Genomic DNA, 26,628 nt, shown 5'->3' with positions numbered 1-26,628 from the left:
ACTCGTCCTAGAAAAGCGTTAGATTGGCTTACACCATTAGAGAAATTTGCTCAGCTTGTTGATTATCATAAGACTTTTCAAACTGTCGCACCTCATGTTTGAATTCGCCCTAATATAAAAGCTTATTTTCAATAAAAAACACATCATAATACCCCCTTGCCTTTTAACCACAAAAATATTGAAGTTATTATTTAGAAGCAATTAATAGAAAAATAAACAAATCTTTTTTAAACAAGCTACTAATAAAAATATCTCCATCGAAAATAAAGTATAAAAATTCAAAAACCATTTAATAAAGTATCAATAGAGTTAAAATACATATAGCTTACTTTTAATTTTAAAGAGGAATACAAGAAATAATTTCTTGTATTCCTGTTATAAGATTGGGAGAACCAAGTTGATAATTTCACCCATTTCTTTGGATCTATTAATTTAAGTTTCGACTTTACTTATTTGAGCTTAGCCATTTGGTCGAGTCACAATCGGGAAAATTGAATCTGGACGTTTAAACATTGCAAAGAATTTTCCAATTTTCAGTGGATTACCTTTGACTTTACTGTCTTTAGAAAGCAGGACTTTTACCCCTTCTATTTGACCTGTAATCATTTTTAGATATAAGGGCTTGGTTAAGGTTAATGTAGGGCAATCCAATGCCAAATCTTTACTTTCATCATAACGCTTAAACTGCATGACTGAGTTTTCAACCCATAATGAAAAATGCTCTTTGGTATCCGACAAAACCAGATTGATACACTGGTTTTCATTTTTTAAATTTTCCACATCTAAATTTGTCGCCATAGCTTCAAGAAATCTTTCAGTTGGTGTATGAATCAATAAATCACTCGGATCAGAAGTATTTTGTAGGGGTACATTATTTTGTAGCTCTTGAGCGCCCACCAAAAAGAAATTACGCCAAGTTGAAGCCTCAGCAGCATAGCCCAATTGACGATAAGTATTCGCCAATAAGTCTTTTGCTTGTTGGTTTTGAGGGTTATTCAACACAATATGTTTTAAAATCTCGGCAGCCCATCTATAGTCAGCTTGAGCGTAGGCATCCCGCGCATTTTTCAATGCATTGTTCTCCCCACCTGCTAACTCAATATATTTTTTTGCAACAGCTTTAGGGGGTAATGGATCTAAATTGGAAGGATGGGCATCGAACCATCCCATATAATATTGGTATACTGCTTTTACATTATGTTTTAGGGTTCCATAATAGCCATGAGCATATAGTTTTTGATCAAGTGCCGCTGGAAGCTTAATTTTTTCGGCAATTTCAGCGCCATTAAAACCAGAGTTCATATATCTCACCGTCTGATCATGCGTGAACTTATAAACATCTCGCTGGGTTTTAATAAAATCTTGAATATTGTCATTGCCCCAGACAGGCCAATGATGCTGTGCAATCAATACATCGGATGCTTTGGCATGCTGCATTGCTTGGTCTAGATAGCCCACCCATTTTAAGGCATCACGGACTTTAGCACCCCGAAGGGTATAAAGATTATGCATGGTATGAGATAGAATTTCTGCGCCGTTATAAAGTTTCAATGATGGGATAGAGAACGTTAATTCTGCTGGTGCTTCTGAACCCGGCACGTTATAAAACACAAAATCCAAGCCATCAACCGTCATTTTCTGTTCTGGTTGAGTGATCAGTTGTGTAGGCTCAAGGATGCCCATTTTTCCCACAGCAACAGCCTTACCTAAACCTGTATCCACCAATCCTTCCGCATTTTTAGGTAGAAAAGTTCCATACATATAAGTCGCACGACGTATCATGGCTGAACCTGCCATCACATTTTCACTGGTCGCTTCTTCCATAAAGCCTTTTGGCGCAATAATTGGAGTTTTTCTAGCGTTAATTTCTTCGCTAGAAAGAACGCCTAATGCACCACCAAAATGATCGATATGGCTATGGGTAAAGATAATGGCTGAAATTTTTTGCTCACCTAAATGCTGTCTAGCAAATTTAAGTGCTGCTTCAGCCGTTTCTTTAGAGGTTAATGTATCCACAATAATCCAGCCAGTATCACCCTGAATGATGGTCATATTTGCCAAATCAAAACCACGAATTTGCCAAACTCGATCTGTTACTTTAAATAGCCCAACATTGTTGTTTAATTTTGCTTGTCGCCATAGAGTGGGATTAACGGTATTTGGTGCTTGATCTTGTAAAAAACTAAATGCATCAAAATCCCAGATAACATTGCCTTTCTCACTTTTAATTTGACCTGTTGGCTTGGCAATAAAGCCCTTTTGAGCCTGATTAAACTCAGTCATATCCTCTAAGTTATACTTCGCCTTATATGTATTATTTGATTCAATGACCGCTTTTTCTACTACAGTATTTGCTGCAAAAACAGAAAATGGCAGAATAAGCATCAATGAAACTGTTAAAAACTTAATTTTCATCTTCTTTCCTTTTTTTAAATAGAGGTGGTCCCACATGTTTGAACAACTAAAAGCTTATTTATAAGTGATACTCTGCTCTAGTTAAGCTACCTTATTTTGTTGTGGTAGCTGGTCATAGTAAAACTCATCTGGAGTCATTTTGTCCAGACTCGAATGAGGTCGTTTCAAATTATAAAATTCAAAATATGCGTTTAATTGCTTCTTCGCATCCAAAACATTGCTGTAGGCTTTGAGATACACCTCTTCATATTTAACGCTCCGCCATAATCGTTCAACCATCACATTATCAACCCATCGACCTTTACCATCCATGCTGATTTGGATGTCATTTGATTTCAATACCACTCTTAAAGAGTGGTAGTTGTATCTAGCACTAAAAAAGAATAATTAAAAGTTAAAATTAATTCATATTTTTTTGCTCCTTAATACCCAATTTCACTGCAATTTTATGACTTTCACCGCGTTTCGGAACTCTATTGTTCTTTAAAATTCGATAAACTAGGTCTGGAGAAAAATGATTATCTCTTGCCCATTCAGCAATGGAAATTCCATTTGCTGAAAACTCTTCTCTAACTTGCTGAATCGATTTGATCATATCGGATAAATTTTGAATGATGTTGACGAAAAAATAGAATATTTTTCAGGATCAATCAATCACTTTTTTATTGTAAGTTATTGTTTTTATTATATTAATATTATATATAATGGTTTTTATAATCATCCATTATATATTTTAATAATGCTATTTATTGTTTTAATCTTTACTTCACAAAAATTAATCTGATAATCAATTTCTTCTTTATATTTTTGAATTGAATCACAAAATTCAGGGTAAGAAACTGCCAATTCATTAATAAAATCTACCTGATTTTTTAGAAAGCTTAACTCTTTGTTTATAGTGTTTTTTTGGGTAAATAGTGGGTTGTTTTCATCAATATCAATCAGTTTTTTTCGCAGTTCTTTTAATTTTGGCGTTTCACTATATAAATATAATCTTTTATTACATAGTGATCTTTGTGCTACCAAAAAATCATTTTTCAATAATACTTGAATTGCTGTGTACATGCGCTCACGTAATGTCTTCATACTTAAAATGCGTGGTCGATCTGATTGTTTAATAATTAACCAAAAGCATTTTGATTCCCAATTTTTAATTTCATTGTTTTTTATTATTTCAACGAAATCTTCGGCTAAGGGAATATTCAATTTCAACATTTTAGACCTCTTTCATAATGAAAATGAGGATTATAAGCCGTGGATGTTTAATCCTCAATTGGTGATATTTCTGTTTTTTGAGAAATTTTTCAAATGTCAGAATTATCTACTGAAATTGGTCGATTATTACGAAAAAAAAGAGCGGAGAAAAAAATTACCCAAGAAGCATTAGCATTACAATGTGGAATTGATCGTAGTTATTTAGGTCGTATTGAACGTGGTGAAGTAAACATCACTGTCTTAAAACTCTATGAGCTTGCTTCTGTGCTTCAGATTGATGCTAAAGAGTTATTGCCTTAAATTTCTCACGCCAAACCATGTCGCATCTCATTTAATTACAATAGCTTTTTCTATTAATATCTACCACAATATCCTCAAAGAAATTTGAGAGTCATCGGTGTGATTACAGGCGAAATTAAAAGCAAAATTGACCAAATCTGGAATGCATTTTGGAGTGGGGGTATTTCTAACCCACTCGAAGTGATGGAGCAGATGACCTATTTGTTATTTATTCGCCGACTTGATGAAATCCAGATTACAAAAGAGCGCAAAGCCAATCGTCTAAAAATAACAATAGAAAAACCAGTGTTCAAACCAGAGCAAGATCATCTGCGTTGGTCAAAGTTCACTACCTTGGGTGATCCTACTCAGCTTTACAATATTATTGCCAATGAAGTTTTTCCGTTTATTAAAAATCTTGGTAATGAAGGTGATACTACATACAGTCATCACATGAAGGATGCCCGTTTCACTATTCCTACACCTGCACTTTTAACGAAAGTGGTCGATCTCTTGGCTGAAGTGCCGATGGATGATAAAGATACTAAGGGTGATATTTACGAGTACATGCTTGGTAAAATTGCATCTGCAGGTCAGAACGGTCAATTCCGTACACCTCGCCATATCATCAAGATGATTGTGGAGTTGATGCAGCCAAAACCAACCGATACCATTTGCGACCCTGCTTGTGGTACAGCAGGCTTCCTCGTTGCTGCAAGTGAATACTTAAATGAACATCACAGCACAGAAATTTTTGCATCACCTGAAGCAGCAAAGCGTTTTAGTGAAGAAACTTTCTTTGGCTATGACTTTGATAGCACAATGCTTCGTATTGGTTCTATGAATATGATGCTGCACGGTGTTGAAAATCCAAGTATTGAAAACCGTGATTCTTTAAGCGAAGCACATTCACATATTGAAAGTCAGTTTAGTTTGATTCTTGCCAATCCACCATTTGCAGGCAGTTTGGACTATGAAAGCTGTGCTAAAAATATTCAGGCGATTGTTAAGACCAAAAAGACTGAATTGCTATTTTTAGCTTTGTTCCTACGATTACTGAAAACAGGTGGTCGTACAGCAATTATTGTGCCTGATGGAGTGTTATTCGGCTCATCTAAAGCACATAAGGATTTGCGTAAAAAGATTGTAGAAGAGCAAAAGCTTGAAGCGATTATTTCGATGCCTTCTGGTGTATTTAAGCCTTATGCAGGGGTTTCGACTGCGATTATGATTTTCACCAAAACCATGTCGGGCGGTACGGACAAAGTTTGGTTTTATGATATGCAGGCGGATGGTTATTCGCTAGATGATAAGCGTAACGAGCTAGATAGTTCAAAGCATGAAAATAATAACATTCCTGACATTCTTGCCCGTTTTAAAAATTTGGATGCTGAAGCAGATCGTAAAGCGACTGAGCAAAGTTTCTTGGTGGATAAAGCGGATATTGCTGCCAATGGTTACGACTTGTCGATTAACCGTTATAAAGAAGTGGTGTATGAGCAAGTGGAATATGAAGCACCAAGTAAAATTTTGGCGGATTTAGAAGTACTTGAGCAGGATATTTTAAAAGGAATGACTAAGCTTAAGGAGTTGTTGAAATGACTATTCCTGTTAAAAAAATAAGTACATTTTGTAAAACAGGTAGTGGTGGTACACCTTCTCGTTCAAATAATGCTTTTTTTGAAAATGGTACAATTCCGTGGGTTAAATCAGGCGAATTAAAAAACCGTTATATCACTGAGATTGAAGAATACATAACTGATTTAGCGGTAGAAAAATCTTCAGCTAAATTAGTGTCAAAAGGTTCTTTACTAATTGCTATGTATGGTGCAACAGTTGGAGAAGTTTCTCAGCTCACTTTTGATGCAACAACTAATCAGGCTATTTGTAATATTCAACCTGATGAAAATGTTTGTGATGTTAATTATTTATACAGATTTTTAGAAGCATCAAAACCATATCTTTTAAGTCGTCGAGTTGGTGGTGGTCAGCCAAATATTTCTCAAAGTGTAATTAAGGATTTAGACGTTCCACTCCCACCACTTTCCGAACAACGCCGAATTGCGTCAATTTTAGATCAAGCGGATGAATTACGCCAAAAACGTCAGCAAGCGATTGAAAAGTTAGACCAGCTTTTACAAGCTACATTTATTGATATGTTTGGCGATCCTGTGAGTAATCCTAAAGGATGGGACATCGGGTGCATTGGAGACATGCTTGAATCAGTAAAATATGGTTCATCTGATAAAGCTACATTGGAAGGCGAAATACCTATTCTTCGCATGAATAACTTGACGTATTCAGGTGAAATGAATTTAACCGATTTAAAATATATAACTAAAGTCCAAGCTGATGAAAAATACCTTGTAAAAGAAGGTGATATTTTATTTAATCGAACGAATAGTAAAGAATTGGTTGGCAAGACTGCTGTTTATAATGGCCCTGAACCAATGGCTTATGCAGGTTATCTTATAAGAGGTAGAACTAAAGCAAATTATACACCTGAATATATCTCTGCTTTTTTAAATTCTCCTTGGGGGAAAGAGAAATTGCAAAGTATGTGTAAAAGTATTGTTGGGATGGCAAATATTAATGCCAAAGAATTTCAATCAATAGTTTTACCTATTCCACCTGAAGCTTTACAAGCTCACTTCAAGAGTAAAGTTTTAGCAATCAGAGAGAAGAAACAATTACTTGCTAATCAATTGAAAGTTTTTGAAATTTTATTTAAATCATTACAAAACCAAGCATTTAGCGGAAATTTATAAAATTATTAGAGGGTGGATACATGAGCAACTTTCAGTTTTTAGAGCCTGAATTTAAAAGCTTGGCAAACACTGCTAAAGAAGCTGAAAAGCTCGTGTATATTTCCCCACAATTTGCCCTTGCTGCTGCAAGAACATCACTAGAAAATCTCGTGCTGTGGCTGTATCAATACGATAAAAAACTCACTCAGCCTTATGACCCATCACTCTACAACCTCATCACCGATGTAAAGTTTAAGGAAATTATCCCACCCTACATTTGGGACAAAATGGATAACATCCGCATGGTGGGAAACAGTGCGGTACACGGTAAAAAATTCAAACAACTGACGACTGAAGAAACAGTTAAACACATTAGCCATCTGTTCCTGATCTATGTCTGGTTTGAGCGTAATTATGGCTCACCATCAAAAGATCGCTCTCAGACCATTTTATTCAATCCTAGACTAATTCCAAATGCTGACCACACACAGCAAATGGCAACGAATCAGGAACAACTGCAAAAAGAAGTTGAAGCCAAAGAAAAAGCATTTGCAGAACAACACAAAGCATTGCGTGAACGTGAACAACAGCTATTTGAATTATCTGCAAGTCTAGAAGAACGTGAAAAACTACTTGCCAATATTGACGCTGAACTTGCTCAAAAACGTGCTGAAGTTGAACAGGCTAAACTTGCCAATAGCCAGATTCCTGATCATACCGACTACAAAGAAGACGAAACTCGTAAACTAAAAATTGATCTTTTACTAGAAGAAGCGGGTTGGGAAATTGGTGTAACGGCAAGAGAGGAAGTTCCAGTTACTGGCATGCCAAGTCCATCAGGTAAAGGTGCTGTCGATTATGTACTGTATGATGCCAATGGCTTGCCTTTAGCCTTGGTAGAGGCTAAACGTACATCGGTTGATCCTGAAGTGGGACAACAACAAGCAAAACTCTATGCAGATTGTCTAGAACAGCAAACAGGTCAACGTCCTGTGATGTTCTACACGAACGGTTATAAAACCCGTATCTGGAATGATGTGCAAGGTGGCCCACCTCGTTTGGTACATGGTTTTTACACGCAAACTGAACTAAAACGCCTAATCGAAAGACGCAAAAATAATCCAGATTTGGGGAGCTTTCCGATCAATGCGGAAATTGTTGAGCGTTATTATCAAACCCGTGCCATTAAAGCGATTTTGGCCGCATTTCAGCGTAAAGAACGTGCAGGTTTACTAATTATGGCAACTGGTACGGGCAAAACCCGTACCGCAATTGCGTTGGTTGATGTACTGATGAAAGCCAATGCTGTTCAGAAAGTTTTATTCCTTGCTGACCGTACCTCATTGGTCGTACAAGCCACCAATGCTTTTAAAGCCAATTTACCTGACTCTGCACCTGTTAATTTAGTAGACAGCAAAAACCAAAATGGACGGGTGTATTTATCTACCTATCAAACCATGATGGGGCTGATTGATGAAGTGAATGCAGATGGTACACGTAAATACGGTACAGGCATGTTTGACATGATTATTGTCGATGAAGCCCATCGTAGCGTGTACCAAAAATTCGGTGAGATTTTTAAATACTTTGATAGCTTATTGGTTGGTTTAACTGCTACCCCACGCGATGAAGTAGACCGTGATACTTATGCACTTTTTGGTTTGGAAAGTGGCGTTCCGACAGATTATTACGATTTAGACCAAGCTATTGCCGATGGTTATTTAGTTCCACCTAAAGCCTTTTCAGTCCCCTTAAAATTCATGCGTGAAGGTGTGAAATTTAATGAGTTGTCCGAACAAGAAAAAGAACACTGGAATGAGCTAGATTGGGGCGGTGATGATGCACCTGAAGAAGTAAATGCATCAAAAATTAATAAGGAACTGTTTAATACAGGCACAGTAGACAAAATGCTGCAGCACTTGATGGAAAATGGCATCAAGGTTGAAGGTGGAGATATGTTGGGTAAAACCATCATCTTTGCAGTCAATCAGAACCACGCCAATTTCATTGCAGAACGCTTTGATAAAAACTATCCACAATATGATGGTAAGTTCGCCCGTGTGATCACGCACTCCACCAAGTACGCACAAAGCCTGATTGATAGTTTTAGTAAAAAAGAGCTGGCTGATCCACAAATTGCTATTTCTGTCGATATGCTCGATACAGGCATTGATGTGCCTGAAGTGGTCAACCTAGTCTTTTTCAAAGCTGTACGCTCTAAAGTGAAGTTTATGCAGATGATTGGTCGTGGTACACGGCTTTGCAAAGACCTCTTTGCCCCAGGAATGGACAAAAAAGAATTCTATATTTTTGATTACTGCTCAAACTTTGAATATTTCAACGAAAATCCTGATGGTGCGCCTGTATCTACTGCTGAACCCTTGGGGCAACGACTATTTAAGGCACGTTTAAATCTTTTGAGTTTGTTGAATGCTCAAGACTATCAAACTGAAGAATTGGCAGCCGTCCGTCAAGACATACAACAAAGCCTACAAACTGAAGTGAAATCAATGAACAAAGATAATTTTATTGTTCGTGATGAGCTTGAGTATGTTGAGCAATTCCAAAAAGATGAGGCATGGAACAATTTAGATGATCTTGCTATTGGTACGTTGCGAGAACACATTTCTAAACTTCCAAATGAACTAGAAGCAGAAACACTAGAAGCCAAGCTGTTTGATATGTTGTGCTACAACATCGAACTTGCTGTGCTGAATAAGGATGCCAAAGCAGTACTTGCCTATGCTAATAAAGTGATTGAAATCGCTTCAAAACTGGAAAGTAAAGAGAATATTCCTGTGGTCGTAGCGCAGATTAAGTTGATACAAGACATACAAACCGAAGCCTATTGGGAAGGAATTACAGTCCCTATACTTGAGTCGATGCGTAAATGTATCCGCGGTTTAGTGAAACTCATTGAGAAATCGACCTCAACGATTGTCTATTCTATGTTGGATGATGAAATTGGAGTGATGCAAGCAGTCGATATCCCCGTCGTTTCAAGTGGTGTGAACCTAGCTCAATACCGTAAGCGTGTTGAGAGCTTTATTAAAGCCAATGAGAACCACATAACTATTGCCAAACTCAAACGTGGTTTAGCATTGACTCCAACCGATCTAAGTGAACTTGAACGCTTCGTATTCGAAGCTCAGGAAGTTGAGAGCAAAGAAAAATTTGAAGAATGCTTTGGTACAGAGAAATCTTTACCACTATTTATTCGTTCTTTAGTCGGCTTAGATCGTCAGGCAGTACAACAAGCCTTTTCAAAATATTTACAAGGCTCAAGCTATAACGAAAAACAAATCCGTTTTGTTGAAATGATTATAGATCATCTGACTCAAAACGGTGTATTGGCTGCTGCACAACTTTATGAGCCTCCATTCAATCAGGTTCATTTTGAAGGGATTGATGGTGTATTTAGTGATGGCGATGTCGATAACATATTTGGGGTTGTTGAAGTGTTTAATGAAGCGGTCGCGTAATTTTTATAATTTTGCATTAATGAGATAAAAATGAATCACATTGTATTACCTGAATTAAAGAAATTAATTTTCAAGAACGTAGACTGTAAAAATAAAGTTGAGCACTTAATTTTAGAAAACGATACTGTTGATTTTACATGGGTTGAGTCAAATCGAAGCTATGATGTAATCCAAGTTCAAAGTATAAATATACTAATCACCTCAAATAAAAATTTTGAAACATCAGCATTCGACTATGTAATTCACTCCAATCTTAAATTTAGTCAAAGTAATTTTTCACAAGGTAAGGTTCAACTAAAGGGCTGGATAAAACATCCTAGCTTCAGAGATTATAGTAATAGTGAAATTATTGGCTCTTGGGTTAATAACTTCAACTTCAAAGAAGAAAACCCTGCTACAAATTCTTATGGACTGCGTGAACCTCAGATTGCAGCTCTATATTCCATTTTAAGTCACTTAAAAAGTAAAGATGATGTCATTGGAACTGTAGTTATGCCTACAGGAACTGGTAAAACAGAAACAATGCTTTCAACACTAATCGCAAATAAACTAAATAAGATTATTATTGCTGTTCCGTCAGATGCTTTACGTGAACAAATATATGAAAAGTTTATTAAATTAGGTCTGTTAAAAAAATTTGGTATTGTAAGTAATGACGTTCTATATCCTAGAGTTGGCATTTGGTATGAAAATTTTAAAAAGTCGGAAGACTTAAACAACTTCGTTGATTCAAGTGATGTAATTGTTACCACTATGAATGTTCTAACAAACAACCATGGTGAAATTTTAGATGAAATTAATGAAAAAATAAGCAATATCTTTATTGATGAAGCACACCATGTCGAAGCTGATACATGGAAAAAAGTTAGTAATGCTTTCGCTAAACAAAAAATTCTACAATTTACTGCAACGCCTTTTCGTAATGATAGAAAACGATTAGATGGCAAAATTATCTATAGTTTCAGTTTAAAGAAAGCCCAAGAGCAAGGATACTTTAAACCGATTCACTTCAAATCTATTCGTGAATATGATCAAAAAAAAGCTGACGAATTGATCGCACATCAAGCAGTTGAAATTTTAAAAGAAGATTTGTCTAAAGGATTGGATCATATTTTAATGGCAAGATGTGCAGATAAAACTAGAGCTAATGAAGTCTTTGAATATTATAAGCAGTTTACCGAATTAAATCCTGTATTGGTTTATTCAGGGATTCCAAAGAAAAAAGAAATTCTAGAAGCTATTGTAAAAAAAGAGCACAAAATCATTGTTGCTGTAAATATGTTGGGTGAAGGTTTTGATCTTCCTCAATTAAAGATTGCAGCCTTTCATGATATTCGCAAAAGTTTACCCATAACCTTACAGTTTGCAGGTAGATTCACAAGAACATCAATAGACTCAACTTTAGGAAATGCGACCTTCATTGCTAACATTGCTATAGCAGAAACTGAAGAGGAATTAAGTGAATTATATGCTCAAGATTCTGATTGGAATTTACTATTATCAAACTTAAGTAGCGGGCAAATTAATGAACAGATTGATCTAGGAGATTTTATTAAAGGATTCCAAAATTTAGAAAATTCTAAAATACCTTTTCAAAATATTAGATTTGCTCTGAGCACTGTTGTTTTTAAAAATATTGGGAACTCATTTAATCTTTCTCGATTTAAAAAAGGAATAAAAGGATATGATGATTTAGAATATAAATTTTATGATATCAATAATGATGCAAATACAGCCGTAATTATTACAGCTTCAAAATCTGAAATAGAATGGGTGAATTATAAGGAAGTATATGGTTTAGATTGGACTCTTTACGTTATTTATTATGATGAAATAAATAAACTACTTTTTATTCATAGTTCAGATAAAAGTAGCCTATATCATGAGTTAGCTAATGCTGTTCTGTATAAAAATGCAACTTTAATCGAAAAACTAGATGTTTTTAAAAGTTTTTATGAAATTAAAAGAGTCTCTTTACAGAATGTTGGACTTAAAGAATATTTAAATAGAAAAATTCGTTTTTCAATGAAGGTTGGAACTGATATACAAGATGCATTATCTATTGCAGAACAACAAAGGGGAGAAAAAGCTTTTGTATTTGGCACAGGATACATTGAGGGGAAAAAAATTACTTTAGGTTGCTCTTATAAAGGACGGATATGGAGTTATTTAAAGAATGATATTAAGGAATTTATAAAATGGTGTAATGCAATTGGTGGAAAATTAATTAATCCTTCTATTGATCCAAATCAAATCCTTAAACATACATTGATTCCAGAATCAATAAGCAAACTTCCAGATATTCAACCAATCTATATTGATTGGAGCGATAGTTTTTATTTAAATACAGAATTTAAAATGAATATCAGAGATGAAAAAGATGAAACTAATATTGCTTTTTGTGAGCTAAAACTAATTAGCTATGATCTGATTAATGGTATTTCCTTTGAAATTTCAACGCCATCAAAGAGTTACAAGTTCAATAAATTGTTATTAGACGTTACAAGTCCAAATGGTAATAGTATTCCTGATTTCAACATATCTAAAGCTGACTCTGAAAATGCACAAATAAAAATTGGAAATAAAATTTATAGTTTAGAAGACTATTTAAATAGTAACCCTCCTATTGTTTGGTTTGCAGATGGTTCATCACTACAAGGTAATGAATTTGTTGAAATTAAATCTGTTATTCGTCCATATCCAATAGAAGCCCTAATTCCATGGAGTTGGGTTGGTGTTGACTTAAGTAAAGAAGCTCAAGGTGTTAATCCAATTCAAACAGATTCCATTCAATATAAAACTCTTCAAGTTTTAGAGCAGCAAGATTTTGATATTATTTATGATGATGATTTTTCAGGAGAAATTGCTGATATTATTACAATCAAAGAAACTACAGATAGTATTGATGTACAGTTTTACCATTTAAAATTTGCAAAAGATGGACTTGTGAGTGCCCGGGTTGATAATTTTTATGAGGTTTGTGGTCAGGCACAAAAGTCTATTCATTGGAAACATAAAAGTGGATTAGAGTTTTTTCAACACTTGTTACGCCGAGAAGAGAAAAAGAAAAATGGGTTTTCAAGAAGTCGTATTGAAAAAGGTTCAAAAGAAGATCTTGAAAGATTATTGAGAATTGCAAAAAACCATAAACCTATGAATTTTGAAGTATTCATTGTTCAACCTAGTTTATCCAAGCAGGCAACTACAAGTTCAATTATGACTTTACTTGGAGTCACAGAAAACTATCTCAGAGAAGTTGCAGATATCGATCTCAGAGTGATTGTTAATGAGTAGTTTTTAACTTTAATCTGTCAGATTTTTAATAAATTTAGAGTAATCCTTCAGATCAGTATGAGATGATTTTAGTTACGTTGAAGTTACCAAGTTAGATACGTCTAGCCATTAAAGTATTTTTGATATTTTGTATCCATGTTGATAGGAATTTGGACTACCTTTGTAAATATGTCTAAGATTAACTTGCTTGTTTTTGAGTGTATCCAGTGGACTACTCTTAAATGGAACTAGTGGACTACTATCAATGATATTTACAGAAAAGGTGGCATTCCAAGATGCTCTAAAATCTGTTCCTGTTCCCATCTATCCAACGACCCTCCTTCCAATCCAGATATCAACTCACTTGCTGTTTCCAAATATTGTGCTGTCTTTTCTCTGGACTCTCTTAAACTTAGCCACTGCATTTCTCTAGCGAGATGAAGAGGAGCAACTTCCTCAATTGAAAGCCAAACACTCCAATCATCTTTCGGTACATCAATATATCCTGGCGTATAAAAACGTTTAGGAATCGGCTGTCTACGTTCGATCCAAGATGACAAAGGCTTAAACATATACAAAAAATCCATTACTAATCAAACAGATCATAAAACTCACGTAAGAAGCACGAAAGAATATAATATTCTAGACATAATAATATAATCTAAAAACTGCTTTTCAGAAAATGACAGCTTATGTGTCGCAAAACTCGAAAAATGACACTAATTGTGTCGCAGAAGTTGTCATTAATTATCCCTAATGATGTCTAACTACTTGATTTTTCATATTCTCGATGACAACTTATGTGTCGCATGATGCGCTGCGTCACGCGATACATATGCTGTCATTGTGCGACACATGAGTTGTCATTGAGAAAACCGCCATCCATGGCGGTTTTTTTAAAGATACGATCTAGTATTTAATGGCTAGGTTGTACAAATATCTAAAAATTTGATTTTGTTTAATTTATTTATTTTTAAAATTTCCACAAACCTTTAAAATCGTCATCTTACAAAATATTTATAAAACAAAGCCGTTTTTTTACTTCTTTTGTTCATTATGAGAATAGGACAATAATCTAACACCACAAAAACGACAAAAAACAAAATAAATAAAGGCGCATCACACGCCTTTATTCAGGCTGCTCACATTTAAGCAGGAATACGCAACACTTGTCCTGGGAAAATGTCATCGGCATTTTTCAATAATGGACGGTTAGCTTCAAAGATTTTGTTGTATTGGTTGGCATCCCCATAAAACTCTTTAGAAATTTTAGATAAGGTATCACCAGATTTTACTGTATAGAACTTACTTTCTGGTTCTGGGGTTGCAACGGTAAGTTGATCATCCACTTGCGCAACGTGGTCAATATTACCCACAGCAAGAATAATTTTTTCACGATCTGCCTGACTGTTGACCTGCCCACGCACTGTCGCTAAGTCCGTAGTTGAGTTATAACTCACCGATAAACCTGTCACAGGTAAACCTAAACTTTTCACATGCCCCAAAAGTTTATTGGCAATTTCTTGTGCTGAAGGTTCTACTGGTGTACTTGGTGCAGCTTGTGGCTCTGCAGCTGCTGTATTTTTCTTACCAATCCCTTTTACAAAATCAAAAAGACCCATGAGATACTCCTATTGTTCTGCTGTTATAAAGCGTGGCTCATTTACATAAGCACTTTGCGGTTCTCATTCATTTATAACTAAAAAATAAGTCACTTCGGTTGTGATTAGGCACGAGCTTGGTAACATAATGTAAATTAAATCACATATTCAATAAAAAAGCCGTTTTTCATGTTTCATTGTAAAAACGACAGCACATAAAAAAGCCACCTTGCGGTGGCTTTCATTTCAGCAGTGCTGAAATCAACAATTAACCAAGTTTTTTAGTTACGTAGTCAATTGCTGATTGAACTGTTGTGATTTCGTTAGAATCTTCGTCTGGGATTGTGATGTCAAAATCGTTTTCGAAAGACATTACAAGCTCTACTAAGTCTAAAGAGTCAGCACCTAAGTCATCCATAAAAGATGCTTCGTTTTTGATTTCTTCAGCTTTAAGACCAAGTTGTTCTGCAACCGCTTGTTTAACGCGTTGTTCGATATCGCTCACAGGAATTCTCCTCATTGCTTGTGGCGTTTTTAATGCCGTTAGTTTAATTGAATCTATAAAATTTTGAAAGTTTATACTTGAGCTTAGCTCATGTATAAACCACCATTTACGTGTAACACTGTACCAGTGATGTAACCAGCTTTGTCAGAAGCCAAGAAACTCACTGCATTTGCGATATCTTGTGGATCACCTAAACGGTTTAATGCCACTTGCTCACTCATTTTTTTGCGAATTTCTTCACTTAACTGATCTGTCATTTCAGTTGCAATAAAGCCCGGCGCAACCGAGTTTACTGTAATTTGACGACTGCCCATTTCTTTGGCAAGGCTTCGGCTGAATGCTTCAATACCGGCTTTTGCCGCAGAATAATTGGCTTGTCCTGGGTTCGCAAAATGTGCCACCACAGAACTAATATTAATAATGCGTCCAAAACGTGCTTTGGTCATGCCTTTCAAGACACGTTTAGATAAACGGTAAACTGCCTTTAAGTGAATGTTGAGAATGTCATCCCAATCATCTTCTGACATACGCAGTAACAAATTATCTTTGGTGATACCCGCATTGTTGACCAATACCAAAACTGAACCATAGCTTTGTTCAATGTCAGAAACTAAGGCATCAATGGCAGCACCATCACGAACATCTAAAACTTTACCTGCACCGTTTTCTGCAAAACTTGCCGATAATTTTTCTGCGCCCGCTTCAGAAGTGGCAGTACCTACCACAAAAAAACCGTCTTGAATAAGTTGCTGAGCGATGGCTGCACCAATCCCTCGGCTTGCACCTGTGACTAATGCAACTTTACGTTCTTGTGTCATGCAATTTTCCCTTCTGCCACCAAAATGGCATTTAGCGCATCTTCCATACGACTTTGTGTGTCGAGTGGGAATGCTTTTTCGATATTCTGTAAACGCTTCGCAAGATTCGCCAATACGTTGCCTGGGCCACATTCCACGATATATTCAATACCTTGATCTTGTAGGTATTGCATAGTTTGTGTCCACTGCACCGATTGATACAATTGCGCAGTGAGTGCCTGACCTAATTGCGCAACATCTGCCGCGATTCCAGCGTTGACATTTTGTATTACAGGAATACGCGGTAGCTCAATGGCAGTTTGTTCCAAAGCTTGTGCAAACTGTTCTGCCGCAGGTTTCATCAATGAACAGTGCGAAGGTACAGATACAGGCAGGGCAATAGCTTTACCACCATTTTCTTTGGCCAATGCCATAACAGCTTCGACTAAAGTTTTATCGCCTGCAATCACGACTTGGCCTTGCGCGTTGTAGTTCGCTGCTTCTACCGAGCCACGACCTTGCACATTGACTTGTTCACATAGCTCTAGCACTTTGGCATCTTCAAGACCCAAAATAGCCGCCATAGCGCCCTGCCCTTGTGGTACAGCATTTTGCATTAACTTACCACGTAAGTTCACCAATTTGACTGCATCGCCCAAGCTTAGGCTGCCTGCTGCAACCAATGCGCTGTATTCGCCTAATGAGTGCCCTGCCAAGTATTTTGGTGCAACACCACCCAGCTCTAACCACACACGCCATAAAGCGATACTTGCAGTGAGTAATACCGGCTGAGTAAATTCTGTTTGGTCTAAACCTTCACCACTTTGTGCAATGTGCCATAAGTCAAAGCCAATTGCTTCAGAGGCTTCCACAAATGTTTCGCGCACACCGCTAAACTGTTCTGCAAGCTCAGCCAACATACCGGCTTTTTGTGAGCCTTGACCAGGAAAAACAAATGCAGTTTTAGTGGCTTGAGCCGCTTGCTCGAGTCGTTTAGCAGACATAAAAAATCCTTTAATTAAGATGCGCAAATTGTAGTTTTTAGCCACTACAACCCACACCTTCTCATGTAAGCTCAGTTATGGAGCGAAAATTTAACACTTAATTTTGCTTTTAGTAATTGCCAAATACAACAAAAATCGGGCACAAAAAAAGGGAGCTTACGCTCCCATTTTTTCTACTAAGCTTGACGCTTAATACATCACCAATTATTCAGCATCTGCTGCTTTAGCGAATAATTGACGACCACGGTAGAAACCATCTTTAGTTACGTGGTGACGACGATGAGTTTCACCAGTAGCTTGGTCTACAGTTAATGCATTCTCGGTTAAAGCGTCATGTGAACGGCGCATGTCACGGCGAGAGCGACTTTTACGGTTTTGCTGAACGGCCATGATGGCTCCTTACAAAGATCGAAAAAATGGATCAGAACAAATTGAGTTGTCTTAACTGGAAATTATAACATAATTTTCAGTTAAGTTTACCTTTCAAACTTGCCAAAACATCAAACGGATTATCACGTTTTTCTTCGGCAATGTTCTGAATGGCAGGTTGATGCTTATGCTCGCAAGCGTCATGCTTAGGAGATAAGGGCAACAACAATAACAATTCATCTTCTATAAGTGACAGTAAATTAGCCGTCGCAGGCGAATCATAATCGCCTTTGGTGGTGGCTTCACTTTCACCTAATACAATGAAATCAGCATCCTCATCCAAGCGCTCTATCAGTGACTCATCATCCACAAGAGCTAGATGAAAATCTAAAACGAGGTCTATTTCTACAGAACCCAAGCAGCGCTGGCATTCCATTGGAACTTTCGTTTCAATATGACCATCTAGCCATACAATGCGATGATACGCATCCATTGATAGCTTACAGTCTATGTTAACCAATTGATCATCAATTGATCCAACAGCTTCACGGGCGATACGAGCAAAGCGATACGATGGCAGGTTACCTGACCATGTAAAGCCCTGTTCAGCCCATTTAAACGGCTCAATCTGTGCCGGAAAGGTATTTGCTGACATAATTAAGGCGGCAATTCTACAAATTCATCAGTACTCTGTCAAAGATTAAGATACAATTTTGTACTTATTTAGACAGACCAATTTTGGGTAAAACAGTCATGCATCTGTTGCAGCCGCAAACAGAAGTGAATTTTTCATCACTTGTGAGCACACTTCCAACCACCAATTCTGACACTTCGCACCCCCAAGTGCAACTCTCGGACTGGGCAAAACTCAATACAGAAACGGAACAGGTGGACTGGCTCATCTTACACTTTAATCACTGGTTTTCCCACCTAAATGTGAACTTGGTCAAAGGTGATTTTGAACCTGAGTACTTTCCTGCCACAGCAACACAGCCTGCACGAATTCAATTTGCTCATGGCTTCTTTAATAGCGCACTGCATGAAATTAGCCATTGGTGCATTGCAGGTGAACAAAGGCGCTTATTACCAGACTTAGGCTATTGGTATGCCCCCGATGGTCGTACTCAAGAACAACAGGCCTTGTTTGAACAAGTCGAAATTAAGCCACAAGCCATAGAATGGCTATTTGCTCAAGCGTTTGGGCGTAAATTCCGTGTGTCTTTAGATAACCTAACAGGTGAAGGTGGAGATGGCCGCACATTTAAAGACAATGTCTTTGCCCAAGTACAGCGTTATTTTAACGGAGAAGCCAAACTGCCACGCGATGCAAAACGCTTTATCGAATGTATTTGTTACTGCACCCGAGGTGGCAAAACATTACAAAATGCAGAGTTTGAACGTAAAGATCTAGATTAAATGCAATAAAGCACAAGACAATGATTGCAAGTGACATCAATCCCCTTTCATAATGATCCTAACGTCACACATACGCTACTGAGGAATTCGCATGTTGCATTTAAGAGTACATCCTGAAAATCCACAGCCGCGTCTCATCAGCCAAGCGGTTGAACGCATACGCGCAGGCGATGTGGTGGTTTATCCAACCGATGCAGCCTATGCAATTGGTTGCCAAATTGGTAATAAAACCGCGATGGAGCGCATTTCACAAATTCGTGGTTTAGGTGCTAAACACCAGTACGCCATTATTTGTGCCGATTTATCGGATATTGCCACCTACGCCAAAGTAGACAATGCCATGTATCGTCTACTGAAAAACAATACCCCTGCGGTCACGACCTTTATTTTACCAGCGACCAGTGAAGTGCCACGCCGCTTAATGCATCCCAATAAAAAAACCATTGGTTTGCGCATTCCAAGCAACCCCATTTGTCGCATGCTACTGAAAGAACTGGGTGAACCTTTACTAACCAGCACCCTCATTTTACCAGGTCAGGAAGACCCTTTAGATGATCCATACGAGATTGATCTACAACTCAACAAACGCATAGATGTACTGATTGATGGTGGCTTAGGCACACTCAGCACCACCAGTATTGTGGACTTGTCGGGTGACAATCCGAAAATTGTGCGTCGTGGTGTGGGAGATGTGAGTGCTTTTGAATAAGCACTCCTTTATACACATCGTATTTGTTTTCTTTGTGGCATCATCACCTAAGAAAATACCCCTATTTATTTTTGGCTTTTTTTGATATTTGGTCGTAGAACAGATTTATTTCAACCTTGATATCCTTTAGACTAGCCGCTATTAATTTTGTGCTATTTCTCTACCGCTCCTCCTATCTAAAGCGGAAATAGCGTTTGCATGCTTTTGAAAATTCGCGTGGCCCAATACTGTAATGAATCAATCCCTCCACAATGCGATGGAACCTGCCCAACACATTCGTGTGTTAGATGAATGGCAAGAGTCGATTCCAGAGGATTTGTATATCCCTCCTGCAGCTTTTGAAATTCTATTAGAGCATTTCGAAGGACCTCTCGACTTTTTAATTTACCTGATTCAAAAAAATGGCTTCGATTTACTCCAGTTAGATATCGCCCCAATTGCATCGCAATATCTGTCGTATATGGATGCCATGAAATCACTGAATATTGAACTTACAGCCGACTATATGGTGATGGCTGCACTATTGGCCGATTTAAAATCACGGCTATTATTGCCCAAAGCACCAAGCACTAGTGCAATTGAGAAAGATCCGAAACAAGAACTGATTGACCGCTTAGAAACCTATTTAAGAGTCAAGCAAGCAGCGGAACGCCTTGGGCAAATGCCAGTTTTAGAGCGTGACACCTTTGCCACCAATGTGAGTTTAGGACACACTGCGGTGAATAATGTCGGCTATGCAGCCGATCAATTACGTGATGCCTTATTCTGCATTTTTAACCGTCCTGAACCTGTCACGCATCAAATTTTGCAAGAACCTGTCTTACTTGAAGAACGGATTGCATTTATTGAAGCCAAACTCGCCTCGGGTGAAGTACTGAGTTTTGATGCGCTGCTTAAACCAAGTCAGGGTCGAATGGGCATGGTGGTGACCTTTATGGCGATTTTAGAACTGACCCGCCAGCAAAAAGTGTGCATTATCAGTAGCGGTATTGAAGCACCATTGAGCATTCAAGGGGCGCAAGCATGAATCCAGAACCAATGAATTCAAGTTTGTCCGATGGCGAACAACAGCATGAAGTACTGATGCAACTTGAAGCCATTATTTTTGCCAGTGATAGCGCCGTATCTTTGGCGCGCTTAAAAGAAGCGTTTCAAAACAAATATAGCAAAGCACAATTGCGCCAGTTTTTACAACAATTGGCCATGTTACAACATGGTCGCTCGATTGAACTGATCGAAACCGCACAAGGTTTTCGTTTTCAGGTAAGGGCAAAGTATCGTACAATAATTACACAGGTATGGCCTGAACGTCCGACTAGACTTTCGCCGTCACTACTAGAAATACTGGCAGTGATTGCCTACCACCAGCCTGTGACCCGTGCAGATATTGAACAAATTCGTGGAGTATCAAACAATAGTCAAATTCTTCGAACATTATTTGACTGGAACTGGATAAAAGAATCTGGTTTCCGGGAACTCCCAGGAAGACCTGCGTTGTTAGTTACAACGCCCCAATTTTTAAATGCGTTTGGCTTGAATTCCTTAAGTCAATTGCCTCCCCTACAGGATGCCAAGGAAGCTTTCATGGCACTCGATGTATCTGCATCTGTGTCTTGAATAGGTAAACTGTTGATGATCATTTCTAAGGTTGTGCTGTTATGAGTGAAAAGTTGCAAAAGGTACTCGCACGAGTAGGCTTGGGTTCTCGCCGTTATATGGAAGAAGTCATTGCCGCTGGTCGTGTGAGTGTCAACGGCCAAGTTGCCCAAGTGGGTGAACGTATTGAACCAGGTGATGAGCTTCGCATCGATGGTCGTAAAGTTCAGTTCCAAATTGAAGATGAAATTCGTCGTCGTGTTCTGATTTACTATAAACCAGAAGGCGAAATTTGCTCACGCAACGACCCTGAACAACGCCCGACTGTATTTGATAACTTACCTGCAATTGCCAATGATCGTTGGGTGATGGTTGGTCGTCTAGACATTAATTCGACAGGTTTATTACTATTCACCAACGATGGTGAATTAGCCAACCGTTTAATGCACCCATCGAACGAAATTGAACGTGAATATGCGGTTCGTGTGATGGGTGAAGTAACACCACAACTGAAAAACAACATGTTACGCGGTGTAGTGCTAGATGATGGCCCTGCCAAATTTGAATCTTTCTCTGAAATTGGTGGCGATGGTATTAACCGCTGGTATCAAGTGGTAGTAAAAGAAGGTCGTAACCGTGAAGTTCGTCGTATTTTTGAATCACAAGGTCTGAAAGTCAGCCGTCTATTGCGTACCCGTTACGGTACAGTGATTTTACCACGTGAATTGCGAACAGGTCGCTGGATAGAGTTGGATAAAAATGAAATCGACAACCTTGCCAAAGCAGTTGAATTAAAACCACGTCAAGGCACAGGTTTGTACGGCATGGCAAAACGCCGCAATGAACGTATGCAGGAAAAACCGTTGGCAGCACGTCGTGGTGGTTTCTTACGTCAGCAACGTCGTGATACTGAAGAAGCTGCACAAAATACAGGTTTTGCACCGCGTGAACGTCGTCAGGATGGTAATAGCTACGGCAACCGTGAACCACGCCAAGAAGGGAACAGTTACGGCAACCGCGAACGTCGCCAAGATGGCAACAGCTATGGCAACCGTGAGCGTCGCCAAGATGGTAATAGCTACGGCAACCGTGAACCACGTCAAGATGATAACAACTATGGCAATCGCGAGCGTCGTGATGAAAATGCACCACGTAAACCGTTTGGCAATAAAAGCTTTAAGAAATTCTAAAAGCTGAATATGCCAAATTGACTAAATAAGCCACACATTCATGTGTGGCTTTTTATTAGGCAAATTTATTGGACAAAAAATAATAACCATTAGAGATTCAGCAATACAGGAATTTCAATCCACTGTGCATTCGGAAAGCTTTTTGCCAAATTATTTTTTAAATACTTGGCAGTATCCTGCGAAATTAAAGGGTCTTGTGATTCATCGTTCAAATTATATGCCAAGGCATGCAAATTCAAACCACGTGTTTTTAAAGCTTCCAAACTGAGCAAAGTGTGATTAATACTACCCAAGCGCCCAGAACTCACCAAAATAACAGGATATTGTTTTTGCGCAATATAGTCGATTGTCAGCAGGTTTGGGGTCAGTGGTACCATGAGCCCACCTGCACCTTCTAATAATACCGCATCATACTTTGCCGCCAATTGCGCAGTTGCAGCCTCAATTTTAGCAAAATCAATCTCACGACCATCAATTTGTGTGGCCAAATGCGGTGAAGCAGGGTAACTAAAAATTTCAGGCATAGTGAGCTTGTCATCATCTTCAGGTAACCATTCACTGCCCATAATTTTCCGATGCTGTTCAATATCTTCTGAAACATCTTGATTGCCTGTTTGAATCAACTTTTGGGTAATGGTTTGAATACCCTGTTCATTCATAGTTTTGGCCAAATAACCTGTGGCATAGGTTTTGCCAATCCCTGTATCAATACCACTCACAAAATAAACTTGAGCTGTCATGGCATTCTCCGTGCAAGACAATAAATAGGATGATACGTGAGCGTATAATTTTTTTGCTGTGAGCTATGCTGCTGACTAAACTGTTCATAGCCCCGATAAAACTCGGTTAAAGTCGTTTTATTCCAGCGCTGCCCTTGCGCTGTACCCGTGACACCTGTGGCTTTTAAGTGCTGCAAAATCTGTTTGGGATGTTCAAAACTTAATGATTCAAGCTGCTCTGAACAATGTAATACTTCAAAGCCGTGCTGTTTAAGCTGTTGTTGTAACGTATCCATACTCAAATAATGCAAGCCCTGACCTGTTAATTGCTTAATTTCAGTCAGGTTTTGGGGACCAAACGTAGAAAAGCACAAATACCCTTGCGGTTTTAAAGCCTGATACACCTTGCACAATAAGGCTCCAAAATCTTCCACCCATTGCAAAGCCGAACTCGAACAAATTAAATCCAAAGACTGCGGAAAATCGAGCTGTTCTATATCGCCAATTAAGCCATGTATTTGCGTAGTACTTGACTGCGGATGATGCTGATACGCTTGTAACACTTCGGCATATAAATCATTTAAAATCAGGTATTGAATTTGAAATTCACGCAGTAACAAGTTGGTTAAGTTTCCCGAACCACAACCGATTTCTAAGACTTTTTTAAAGTAAAGCTGAGATTGATCTGACAACTTTTGCTGCACAATATATTTTTGCATTTTTGCCATTAACTGCTGACAAATGTGGTGTTGTACCACGGCATGCGTTTTATAACTCTGATGTGCGCGGGCAAAACGCTGTGCAACTTGTGCTTTATCTATACGCATATGCACACTCAAAGCAAATCCAGTAACGGCATTAAATCTACCGTTTCAAATTGCGTATTTAAACAAATACGCAGTCTGGAGCTGCCTTGCGGCACAGTCGGTGGACGTACAGGCATCACATAAAAACCTGCGGTCTGTAATTGTTGGGCTTTGCTTACAGTTACAATAGAGTCCCCAATCACCACAGGTACAATTTGCGAAGTGGATGGGCAAGCAAAACCTTTGGCCCGAATCCCATGCTGCATATATTGGCTCAAGGCAGCCAAATGCTGACGCTGTGTCTGCATCTGCACAATCTGATTCAGCGTAAATTGCGTCCATGCCATGCAAATAGGTGGCTGCGCAGTACTAAAAATTAGCGGACGCATCCGATTAATCAAGTAATCACGGATAATCGGATCACAGATCAAATATCCCCCAATTGAAGCAACGGCTTTGCCAAACGTCCCGACCAGAAAATCAATGGCATCAATTACGCCATATTGTTCGGCACAACCTAAACCTTGCTGCCCACGTACGCCAATGGCATGTGCTTCATCGACATATAACATGACTTTGGCAAATTGCTGTTTCAGCGCGACCAAAGCGGCTAAATCAGTTTCATCACCATCCATACTAAAAATAGATTCAGTCACCACAATAATACGTTCATAATTTTCATCAGCATGATATTGCGTCAGCAATTGCTGCAAATGCGCCAAATCATTATGTCGATAACGCAAATATTTGGCAGATGACAAACGAATGCCATCAATCATGCTGGCATGTACCAGTTTATCGGCCAAAATGAGAGTTTTCGCATCTGCTAATGCAGGTAAAATACCAATATTCATGTGATAGCCGCTATTAAACAACAAGGCAGCTCGTCCATGAAATAATTGCGTTAATGTGTCTTCAAGCTGTTCATAAGCAGGAAAATTTCCAGTCAGCAAACGTGATGAAGAGGCACTCATTAAACGCTGTGCATTCGGTATTTCATCAAAAAACTGTTCACGCAAGCGCAAGTCAGAAGCTAAACCCAAATAATCATTGGAAGATAAATTCAGCATGTGTTGTTGCTGAATTTCAATGGTTTTACCTTGCTGCTGATTGCTGCGAAATTGACGAAAATTGCCCTGTTGACGAAGTTGATCAAGCTGTTCTGCATAGTGATCGAGTAAACTCATACGCTCGCTCCTTGCATGCCTGTCACCACTTCAACCAATTGTTGTAATAAGGTATTCAGTTCTGCAGCTGTAATCACAAAGGGTGGCATCACATAGACCAATTGACCAAATGGACGCACCCAAATACCGCGTTGCACAAATTCTTGTTGCAGGCTTTGCATATCGACAGCATGCTTAAGTTCTACCACACCAATTGCACCTAAAACCCGCACATCTTGCACCCATGCCAAATTAGCCAATGGCGTTAAATGCTGTTCAAGTTGCTGCTGAATACGTTGAATATTGGTTTGCCAGTCTTGTTCTAATAATAATTGGGTACTTTTGACTGCAACCGCACAAGCCAGTGGATTTGCCATAAAGGTCGGACCATGCATAAACACACCTGCCTCACCTTGCGAAATCGTTTCTGCAACATGCTTCGTGGTCAAGGTAGCAGACAAAGTCATATAACCACCTGTCAGTCCTTTGCCAATACACATGATATCGGGTTCGACCTGAGCATGTTCCCATGCAAACAACTTACCTGTACGCCCAAAACCTGTGGCAATTTCATCAAAAATTAACAACACATCATATTGTTCACACAGCAATTTGGCTTGACGCAAATATTCAGGATGATAAAAACGCATACCGCCTGCACCTTGCACAATCGGCTCAATAATCATGGCGGCAATCTGCTGATGATGCTTTGCTAAACTTTGCGCCAATTCTGCAATATCGGCAGCATTCCACTCTTGATCAAAGGCTGTTTTCGGTGCAGATACAAAATAACGACGTGCCAAACTTGAGCCAAAAACCTGGTGCATGCCTGTAACAGGATCACAAACCGACATGGCATTCCAAGTATCGCCATGATAGCCAGAACGGGTGGTTATAAAATTGGTTTTTTCAGTTTTGCCTTGTGCAGTCCAGTATTGCACCGCCATTTTCAGCGCAACTTCGACAGCAACTGAACCTGAATCTGCATAAAAAATTTTATCTAAACTCGGTGGGGTAATTTCGAGCAACAAACGCCCTAACTCAATGGCTGGGCTGTGGGTTAAACCACCAAACATGATATGTGCCATGCTGTTAAGTTGTTCGGTCACAGCACGGTTCAATTCTGGGTGATTATAACCATGAATCGCGCACCACCACGATGACATGCCGTCAATCAATTGACGATCATCTTCAAGTTCAATGGTGCTACCAAATGCTCGCTTGACTTTGAAAGTTGGCAAAGGCTGAGTCATAGAGGTATAAGGATGCCAAAGATGTTCACGATCAAAAGCCAAATCCATCTGTTCTATCATCCCACCATCACCCTTGAACTTGTAAA

At 38.6% G+C, this 26,628-nt stretch carries 24 protein-coding genes and 2 pseudogenes; 11 read left to right on the top strand and 15 right to left on the bottom strand.

Annotation, left to right across the window (positions count from 1 at the left end; all coding sequences use genetic code 11):
* Positions 1-102: pseudogene (locus L6C30_RS07550) on the top strand (IS30 family transposase); the annotation flags it as partial.
* A gap of 357 nt (positions 103-459) precedes the next feature.
* On the opposite strand, the gene L6C30_RS07545 reads toward L6C30_RS07550, so the two are convergent.
* The 4 genes and pseudogenes from L6C30_RS07545 to L6C30_RS07530 all read right to left on the bottom strand — a co-directional run bounded on the left by L6C30_RS07545 (position 460) and on the right by L6C30_RS07530 (position 3,630).
* Positions 460-2,415: an alkyl/aryl-sulfatase gene (locus L6C30_RS07545; RefSeq protein WP_000693745.1), complete on the bottom strand. Its 1,956-nt coding sequence runs from the start codon at positions 2,413-2,415 to the stop codon at positions 460-462.
* An 81-nt stretch (positions 2,416-2,496) separates the two neighbouring features.
* Positions 2,497-2,757, bottom strand: a pseudogene (locus L6C30_RS07540) (integrase core domain-containing protein); the annotation flags it as partial.
* A 58-nt stretch (positions 2,758-2,815) separates the two neighbouring features.
* Positions 2,816-3,010, bottom strand: a complete 195-nt coding sequence (locus L6C30_RS07535; protein WP_179996868.1) for a DNA-binding protein — start codon at positions 3,008-3,010, stop codon at positions 2,816-2,818.
* A gap of 122 nt (positions 3,011-3,132) precedes the next feature.
* Complete coding sequence (locus L6C30_RS07530) at positions 3,133-3,630, bottom strand: hypothetical protein (protein WP_236094677.1); 498 nt, start codon at positions 3,628-3,630, stop codon at positions 3,133-3,135.
* Between the two features lie 93 nt (positions 3,631-3,723).
* Here L6C30_RS07530 and L6C30_RS07525 point away from each other — a divergent pair, with 93 nt between their 5' ends.
* From L6C30_RS07525 to L6C30_RS07505, 5 genes are all read left to right on the top strand, one after another.
* Entirely contained in the window at positions 3,724-3,930 is a 207-nt protein-coding gene (locus L6C30_RS07525; RefSeq protein ID WP_032057260.1) for a helix-turn-helix domain-containing protein, read from the top strand.
* Positions 3,931-4,029: 99 nt separating this feature from the next.
* A complete protein-coding gene (locus L6C30_RS07520; protein ID WP_087662175.1) occupies positions 4,030-5,511 on the top strand; it encodes a class I SAM-dependent DNA methyltransferase in 1,482 nt (493 codons plus the stop codon).
* Complete coding sequence (locus L6C30_RS07515) at positions 5,508-6,677, top strand: restriction endonuclease subunit S (protein ID WP_087662176.1); 1,170 nt, start codon at positions 5,508-5,510, stop codon at positions 6,675-6,677. Before L6C30_RS07520 ends, L6C30_RS07515 begins: the two co-directional genes overlap by 4 nt.
* 20 nt (positions 6,678-6,697) lie before the next feature.
* Entirely contained in the window at positions 6,698-10,138 is a 3,441-nt protein-coding gene (locus tag L6C30_RS07510; protein ID WP_087662177.1) for a DEAD/DEAH box helicase family protein, read from the top strand.
* A 30-nt stretch (positions 10,139-10,168) separates the two neighbouring features.
* Complete coding sequence (locus tag L6C30_RS07505; protein WP_087662178.1) at positions 10,169-13,432, top strand: DEAD/DEAH box helicase; 3,264 nt, start codon at positions 10,169-10,171, stop codon at positions 13,430-13,432.
* Between the two features lie 251 nt (positions 13,433-13,683).
* On the opposite strand, the gene L6C30_RS07500 is transcribed toward L6C30_RS07505, so the two are convergent.
* The 7 genes from L6C30_RS07500 to L6C30_RS07470 all read right to left on the bottom strand — a co-directional run bounded on the left by L6C30_RS07500 (position 13,684) and on the right by L6C30_RS07470 (position 18,342).
* A complete protein-coding gene (locus L6C30_RS07500) occupies positions 13,684-13,983 on the bottom strand; it encodes a hypothetical protein (protein ID WP_178319533.1) in 300 nt (99 codons plus the stop codon).
* 576 nt (positions 13,984-14,559) lie between these two features.
* On the bottom strand, positions 14,560-15,033 hold the full coding sequence (gene lysM / locus L6C30_RS07495; RefSeq protein WP_070152986.1) for a peptidoglycan-binding protein LysM: 474 nt from the start codon (positions 15,031-15,033) through the stop codon (positions 14,560-14,562).
* 247 nt (positions 15,034-15,280) lie between these two features.
* Positions 15,281-15,517, bottom strand: a complete 237-nt coding sequence (gene acpP / locus L6C30_RS07490; RefSeq protein ID WP_001279871.1) for an acyl carrier protein — start codon at positions 15,515-15,517, stop codon at positions 15,281-15,283.
* A gap of 83 nt (positions 15,518-15,600) precedes the next feature.
* Positions 15,601-16,335 carry a 3-oxoacyl-ACP reductase FabG gene (gene fabG / locus L6C30_RS07485; RefSeq protein ID WP_019837736.1) on the bottom strand — a complete coding sequence of 245 codons (735 nt, stop codon included), beginning with the start codon at positions 16,333-16,335 and terminating at the stop codon, positions 15,601-15,603.
* Entirely contained in the window at positions 16,332-17,318 is a 987-nt protein-coding gene (fabD, locus tag L6C30_RS07480) for an ACP S-malonyltransferase (protein ID WP_019837737.1), read from the bottom strand. Before fabD ends, fabG begins: the two co-directional genes overlap by 4 nt.
* A 204-nt stretch (positions 17,319-17,522) precedes the next feature.
* Positions 17,523-17,708 carry a 50S ribosomal protein L32 gene (gene rpmF / locus L6C30_RS07475; protein ID WP_000290730.1) on the bottom strand — a complete coding sequence of 62 codons (186 nt, stop codon included), beginning with the start codon at positions 17,706-17,708 and terminating at the stop codon, positions 17,523-17,525.
* 76 nt (positions 17,709-17,784) lie between these two features.
* Positions 17,785-18,342, bottom strand: a complete 558-nt coding sequence (locus L6C30_RS07470) for a DUF177 domain-containing protein (RefSeq protein ID WP_019837738.1) — start codon at positions 18,340-18,342, stop codon at positions 17,785-17,787.
* A 98-nt stretch (positions 18,343-18,440) separates the two neighbouring features.
* Between L6C30_RS07470 and L6C30_RS07465 the strand changes: the two genes are divergently transcribed.
* The 5 genes from L6C30_RS07465 (at position 18,441) to rluB (ending at position 22,598) form a co-directional block, all read left to right on the top strand.
* A complete protein-coding gene (locus tag L6C30_RS07465; RefSeq protein WP_236162772.1) occupies positions 18,441-19,103 on the top strand; it encodes an elongation factor P hydroxylase in 663 nt (220 codons plus the stop codon).
* 91 nt (positions 19,104-19,194) lie between these two features.
* Positions 19,195-19,812, top strand: coding sequence for an L-threonylcarbamoyladenylate synthase (locus L6C30_RS07460; protein ID WP_236162771.1), 618 nt, complete (start codon positions 19,195-19,197; stop codon positions 19,810-19,812).
* Between the two features lie 232 nt (positions 19,813-20,044).
* Positions 20,045-20,839, top strand: coding sequence for a ScpA family protein (locus tag L6C30_RS07455; RefSeq protein WP_236162770.1), 795 nt, complete (start codon positions 20,045-20,047; stop codon positions 20,837-20,839).
* A complete protein-coding gene (gene scpB, locus L6C30_RS07450) occupies positions 20,836-21,429 on the top strand; it encodes an SMC-Scp complex subunit ScpB (RefSeq protein ID WP_019837742.1) in 594 nt (197 codons plus the stop codon). The genes L6C30_RS07455 and scpB overlap by 4 nt, the downstream gene beginning before the upstream one ends.
* Positions 21,430-21,470: 41 nt before the next feature.
* The gene (rluB, locus tag L6C30_RS07445) at positions 21,471-22,598 is read left to right on the top strand and encodes a 23S rRNA pseudouridine(2605) synthase RluB (RefSeq protein ID WP_019837743.1); all 1,128 of its coding nucleotides are present in this window, start codon (positions 21,471-21,473) and stop codon (positions 22,596-22,598) included.
* A gap of 89 nt (positions 22,599-22,687) precedes the next feature.
* On the opposite strand, the gene bioD is transcribed toward rluB, so the two are convergent.
* Genes bioD through bioA form a run of 4 tightly spaced genes read right to left on the bottom strand, consistent with a single transcriptional unit; the run spans position 22,688 to position 26,590 of the window.
* Positions 22,688-23,338: a dethiobiotin synthase gene (gene bioD, locus L6C30_RS07440; RefSeq protein ID WP_236162769.1), complete on the bottom strand. Its 651-nt coding sequence runs from the start codon at positions 23,336-23,338 to the stop codon at positions 22,688-22,690.
* Positions 23,335-24,144 carry a malonyl-ACP O-methyltransferase BioC gene (gene bioC, locus L6C30_RS07435; protein ID WP_236162768.1) on the bottom strand — a complete coding sequence of 270 codons (810 nt, stop codon included), beginning with the start codon at positions 24,142-24,144 and terminating at the stop codon, positions 23,335-23,337. Before bioC ends, bioD begins: the two co-directional genes overlap by 4 nt.
* Before the next feature lie 8 nt (positions 24,145-24,152).
* Complete coding sequence (locus L6C30_RS07430; protein ID WP_236162767.1) at positions 24,153-25,310, bottom strand: 8-amino-7-oxononanoate synthase; 1,158 nt, start codon at positions 25,308-25,310, stop codon at positions 24,153-24,155.
* A complete protein-coding gene (bioA, locus tag L6C30_RS07425) occupies positions 25,307-26,590 on the bottom strand; it encodes an adenosylmethionine--8-amino-7-oxononanoate transaminase (RefSeq protein ID WP_019837747.1) in 1,284 nt (427 codons plus the stop codon). Before bioA ends, L6C30_RS07430 begins: the two co-directional genes overlap by 4 nt.
* Positions 26,591-26,628: the final 38 nt, after the last annotated feature.

The sequence above is a fragment of the Acinetobacter sp. KAM396 genome, from assembly GCF_021602765.1.
In the GTDB taxonomy this organism is placed as follows: Bacteria; Pseudomonadota; Gammaproteobacteria; order Pseudomonadales; family Moraxellaceae; genus Acinetobacter; species Acinetobacter towneri_A.
Note: the sequence above shows the minus strand (reverse complement) of the source record. Positions and strands in the feature narration are given on the sequence as shown.

What these genes read in the sequence shown, in the direction of transcription:
- L6C30_RS07545 (WP_000693745.1), bottom strand. Translation starts at nt 2,415, where the DNA reads ATGAAAATTAAGTTTTTAACAGTTTCATTGATGCTTATTCTGCCATTT.
- L6C30_RS07535 (WP_179996868.1), bottom strand. Translation starts at nt 3,010, where the DNA reads ATGATCAAATCGATTCAGCAAGTTAGAGAAGAGTTTTCAGCAAATGGA.
- L6C30_RS07530 (WP_236094677.1), bottom strand. Translation starts at nt 3,630, where the DNA reads ATGTTGAAATTGAATATTCCCTTAGCCGAAGATTTCGTTGAAATAATA.
- L6C30_RS07525 (WP_032057260.1), top strand. Translation starts at nt 3,724, where the DNA reads ATGTCAGAATTATCTACTGAAATTGGTCGATTATTACGAAAAAAAAGA.
- L6C30_RS07515 (WP_087662176.1), top strand. Translation starts at nt 5,508, where the DNA reads ATGACTATTCCTGTTAAAAAAATAAGTACATTTTGTAAAACAGGTAGT.
- L6C30_RS07510 (WP_087662177.1), top strand. Translation starts at nt 6,698, where the DNA reads ATGAGCAACTTTCAGTTTTTAGAGCCTGAATTTAAAAGCTTGGCAAAC.
- L6C30_RS07505 (WP_087662178.1), top strand. Translation starts at nt 10,169, where the DNA reads ATGAATCACATTGTATTACCTGAATTAAAGAAATTAATTTTCAAGAAC.
- L6C30_RS07500 (WP_178319533.1), bottom strand. Translation starts at nt 13,983, where the DNA reads ATGTTTAAGCCTTTGTCATCTTGGATCGAACGTAGACAGCCGATTCCT.
- lysM (WP_070152986.1), bottom strand. Translation starts at nt 15,033, where the DNA reads ATGGGTCTTTTTGATTTTGTAAAAGGGATTGGTAAGAAAAATACAGCA.
- fabG (WP_019837736.1), bottom strand. Translation starts at nt 16,335, where the DNA reads ATGACACAAGAACGTAAAGTTGCATTAGTCACAGGTGCAAGCCGAGGG.
- fabD (WP_019837737.1), bottom strand. Translation starts at nt 17,318, where the DNA reads ATGTCTGCTAAACGACTCGAGCAAGCGGCTCAAGCCACTAAAACTGCA.
- rpmF (WP_000290730.1), bottom strand. Translation starts at nt 17,708, where the DNA reads ATGGCCGTTCAGCAAAACCGTAAAAGTCGCTCTCGCCGTGACATGCGC.
- L6C30_RS07470 (WP_019837738.1), bottom strand. Translation starts at nt 18,342, where the DNA reads ATGTCAGCAAATACCTTTCCGGCACAGATTGAGCCGTTTAAATGGGCT.
- L6C30_RS07465 (WP_236162772.1), top strand. Translation starts at nt 18,441, where the DNA reads ATGCATCTGTTGCAGCCGCAAACAGAAGTGAATTTTTCATCACTTGTG.
- L6C30_RS07460 (WP_236162771.1), top strand. Translation starts at nt 19,195, where the DNA reads ATGTTGCATTTAAGAGTACATCCTGAAAATCCACAGCCGCGTCTCATC.
- L6C30_RS07455 (WP_236162770.1), top strand. Translation starts at nt 20,045, where the DNA reads ATGAATCAATCCCTCCACAATGCGATGGAACCTGCCCAACACATTCGT.
- scpB (WP_019837742.1), top strand. Translation starts at nt 20,836, where the DNA reads ATGAATCCAGAACCAATGAATTCAAGTTTGTCCGATGGCGAACAACAG.
- rluB (WP_019837743.1), top strand. Translation starts at nt 21,471, where the DNA reads ATGAGTGAAAAGTTGCAAAAGGTACTCGCACGAGTAGGCTTGGGTTCT.
- bioD (WP_236162769.1), bottom strand. Translation starts at nt 23,338, where the DNA reads ATGACAGCTCAAGTTTATTTTGTGAGTGGTATTGATACAGGGATTGGC.
- bioC (WP_236162768.1), bottom strand. Translation starts at nt 24,144, where the DNA reads ATGCGTATAGATAAAGCACAAGTTGCACAGCGTTTTGCCCGCGCACAT.
- L6C30_RS07430 (WP_236162767.1), bottom strand. Translation starts at nt 25,310, where the DNA reads ATGAGTTTACTCGATCACTATGCAGAACAGCTTGATCAACTTCGTCAA.
- bioA (WP_019837747.1), bottom strand. Translation starts at nt 26,590, where the DNA reads ATGGATTTGGCTTTTGATCGTGAACATCTTTGGCATCCTTATACCTCT.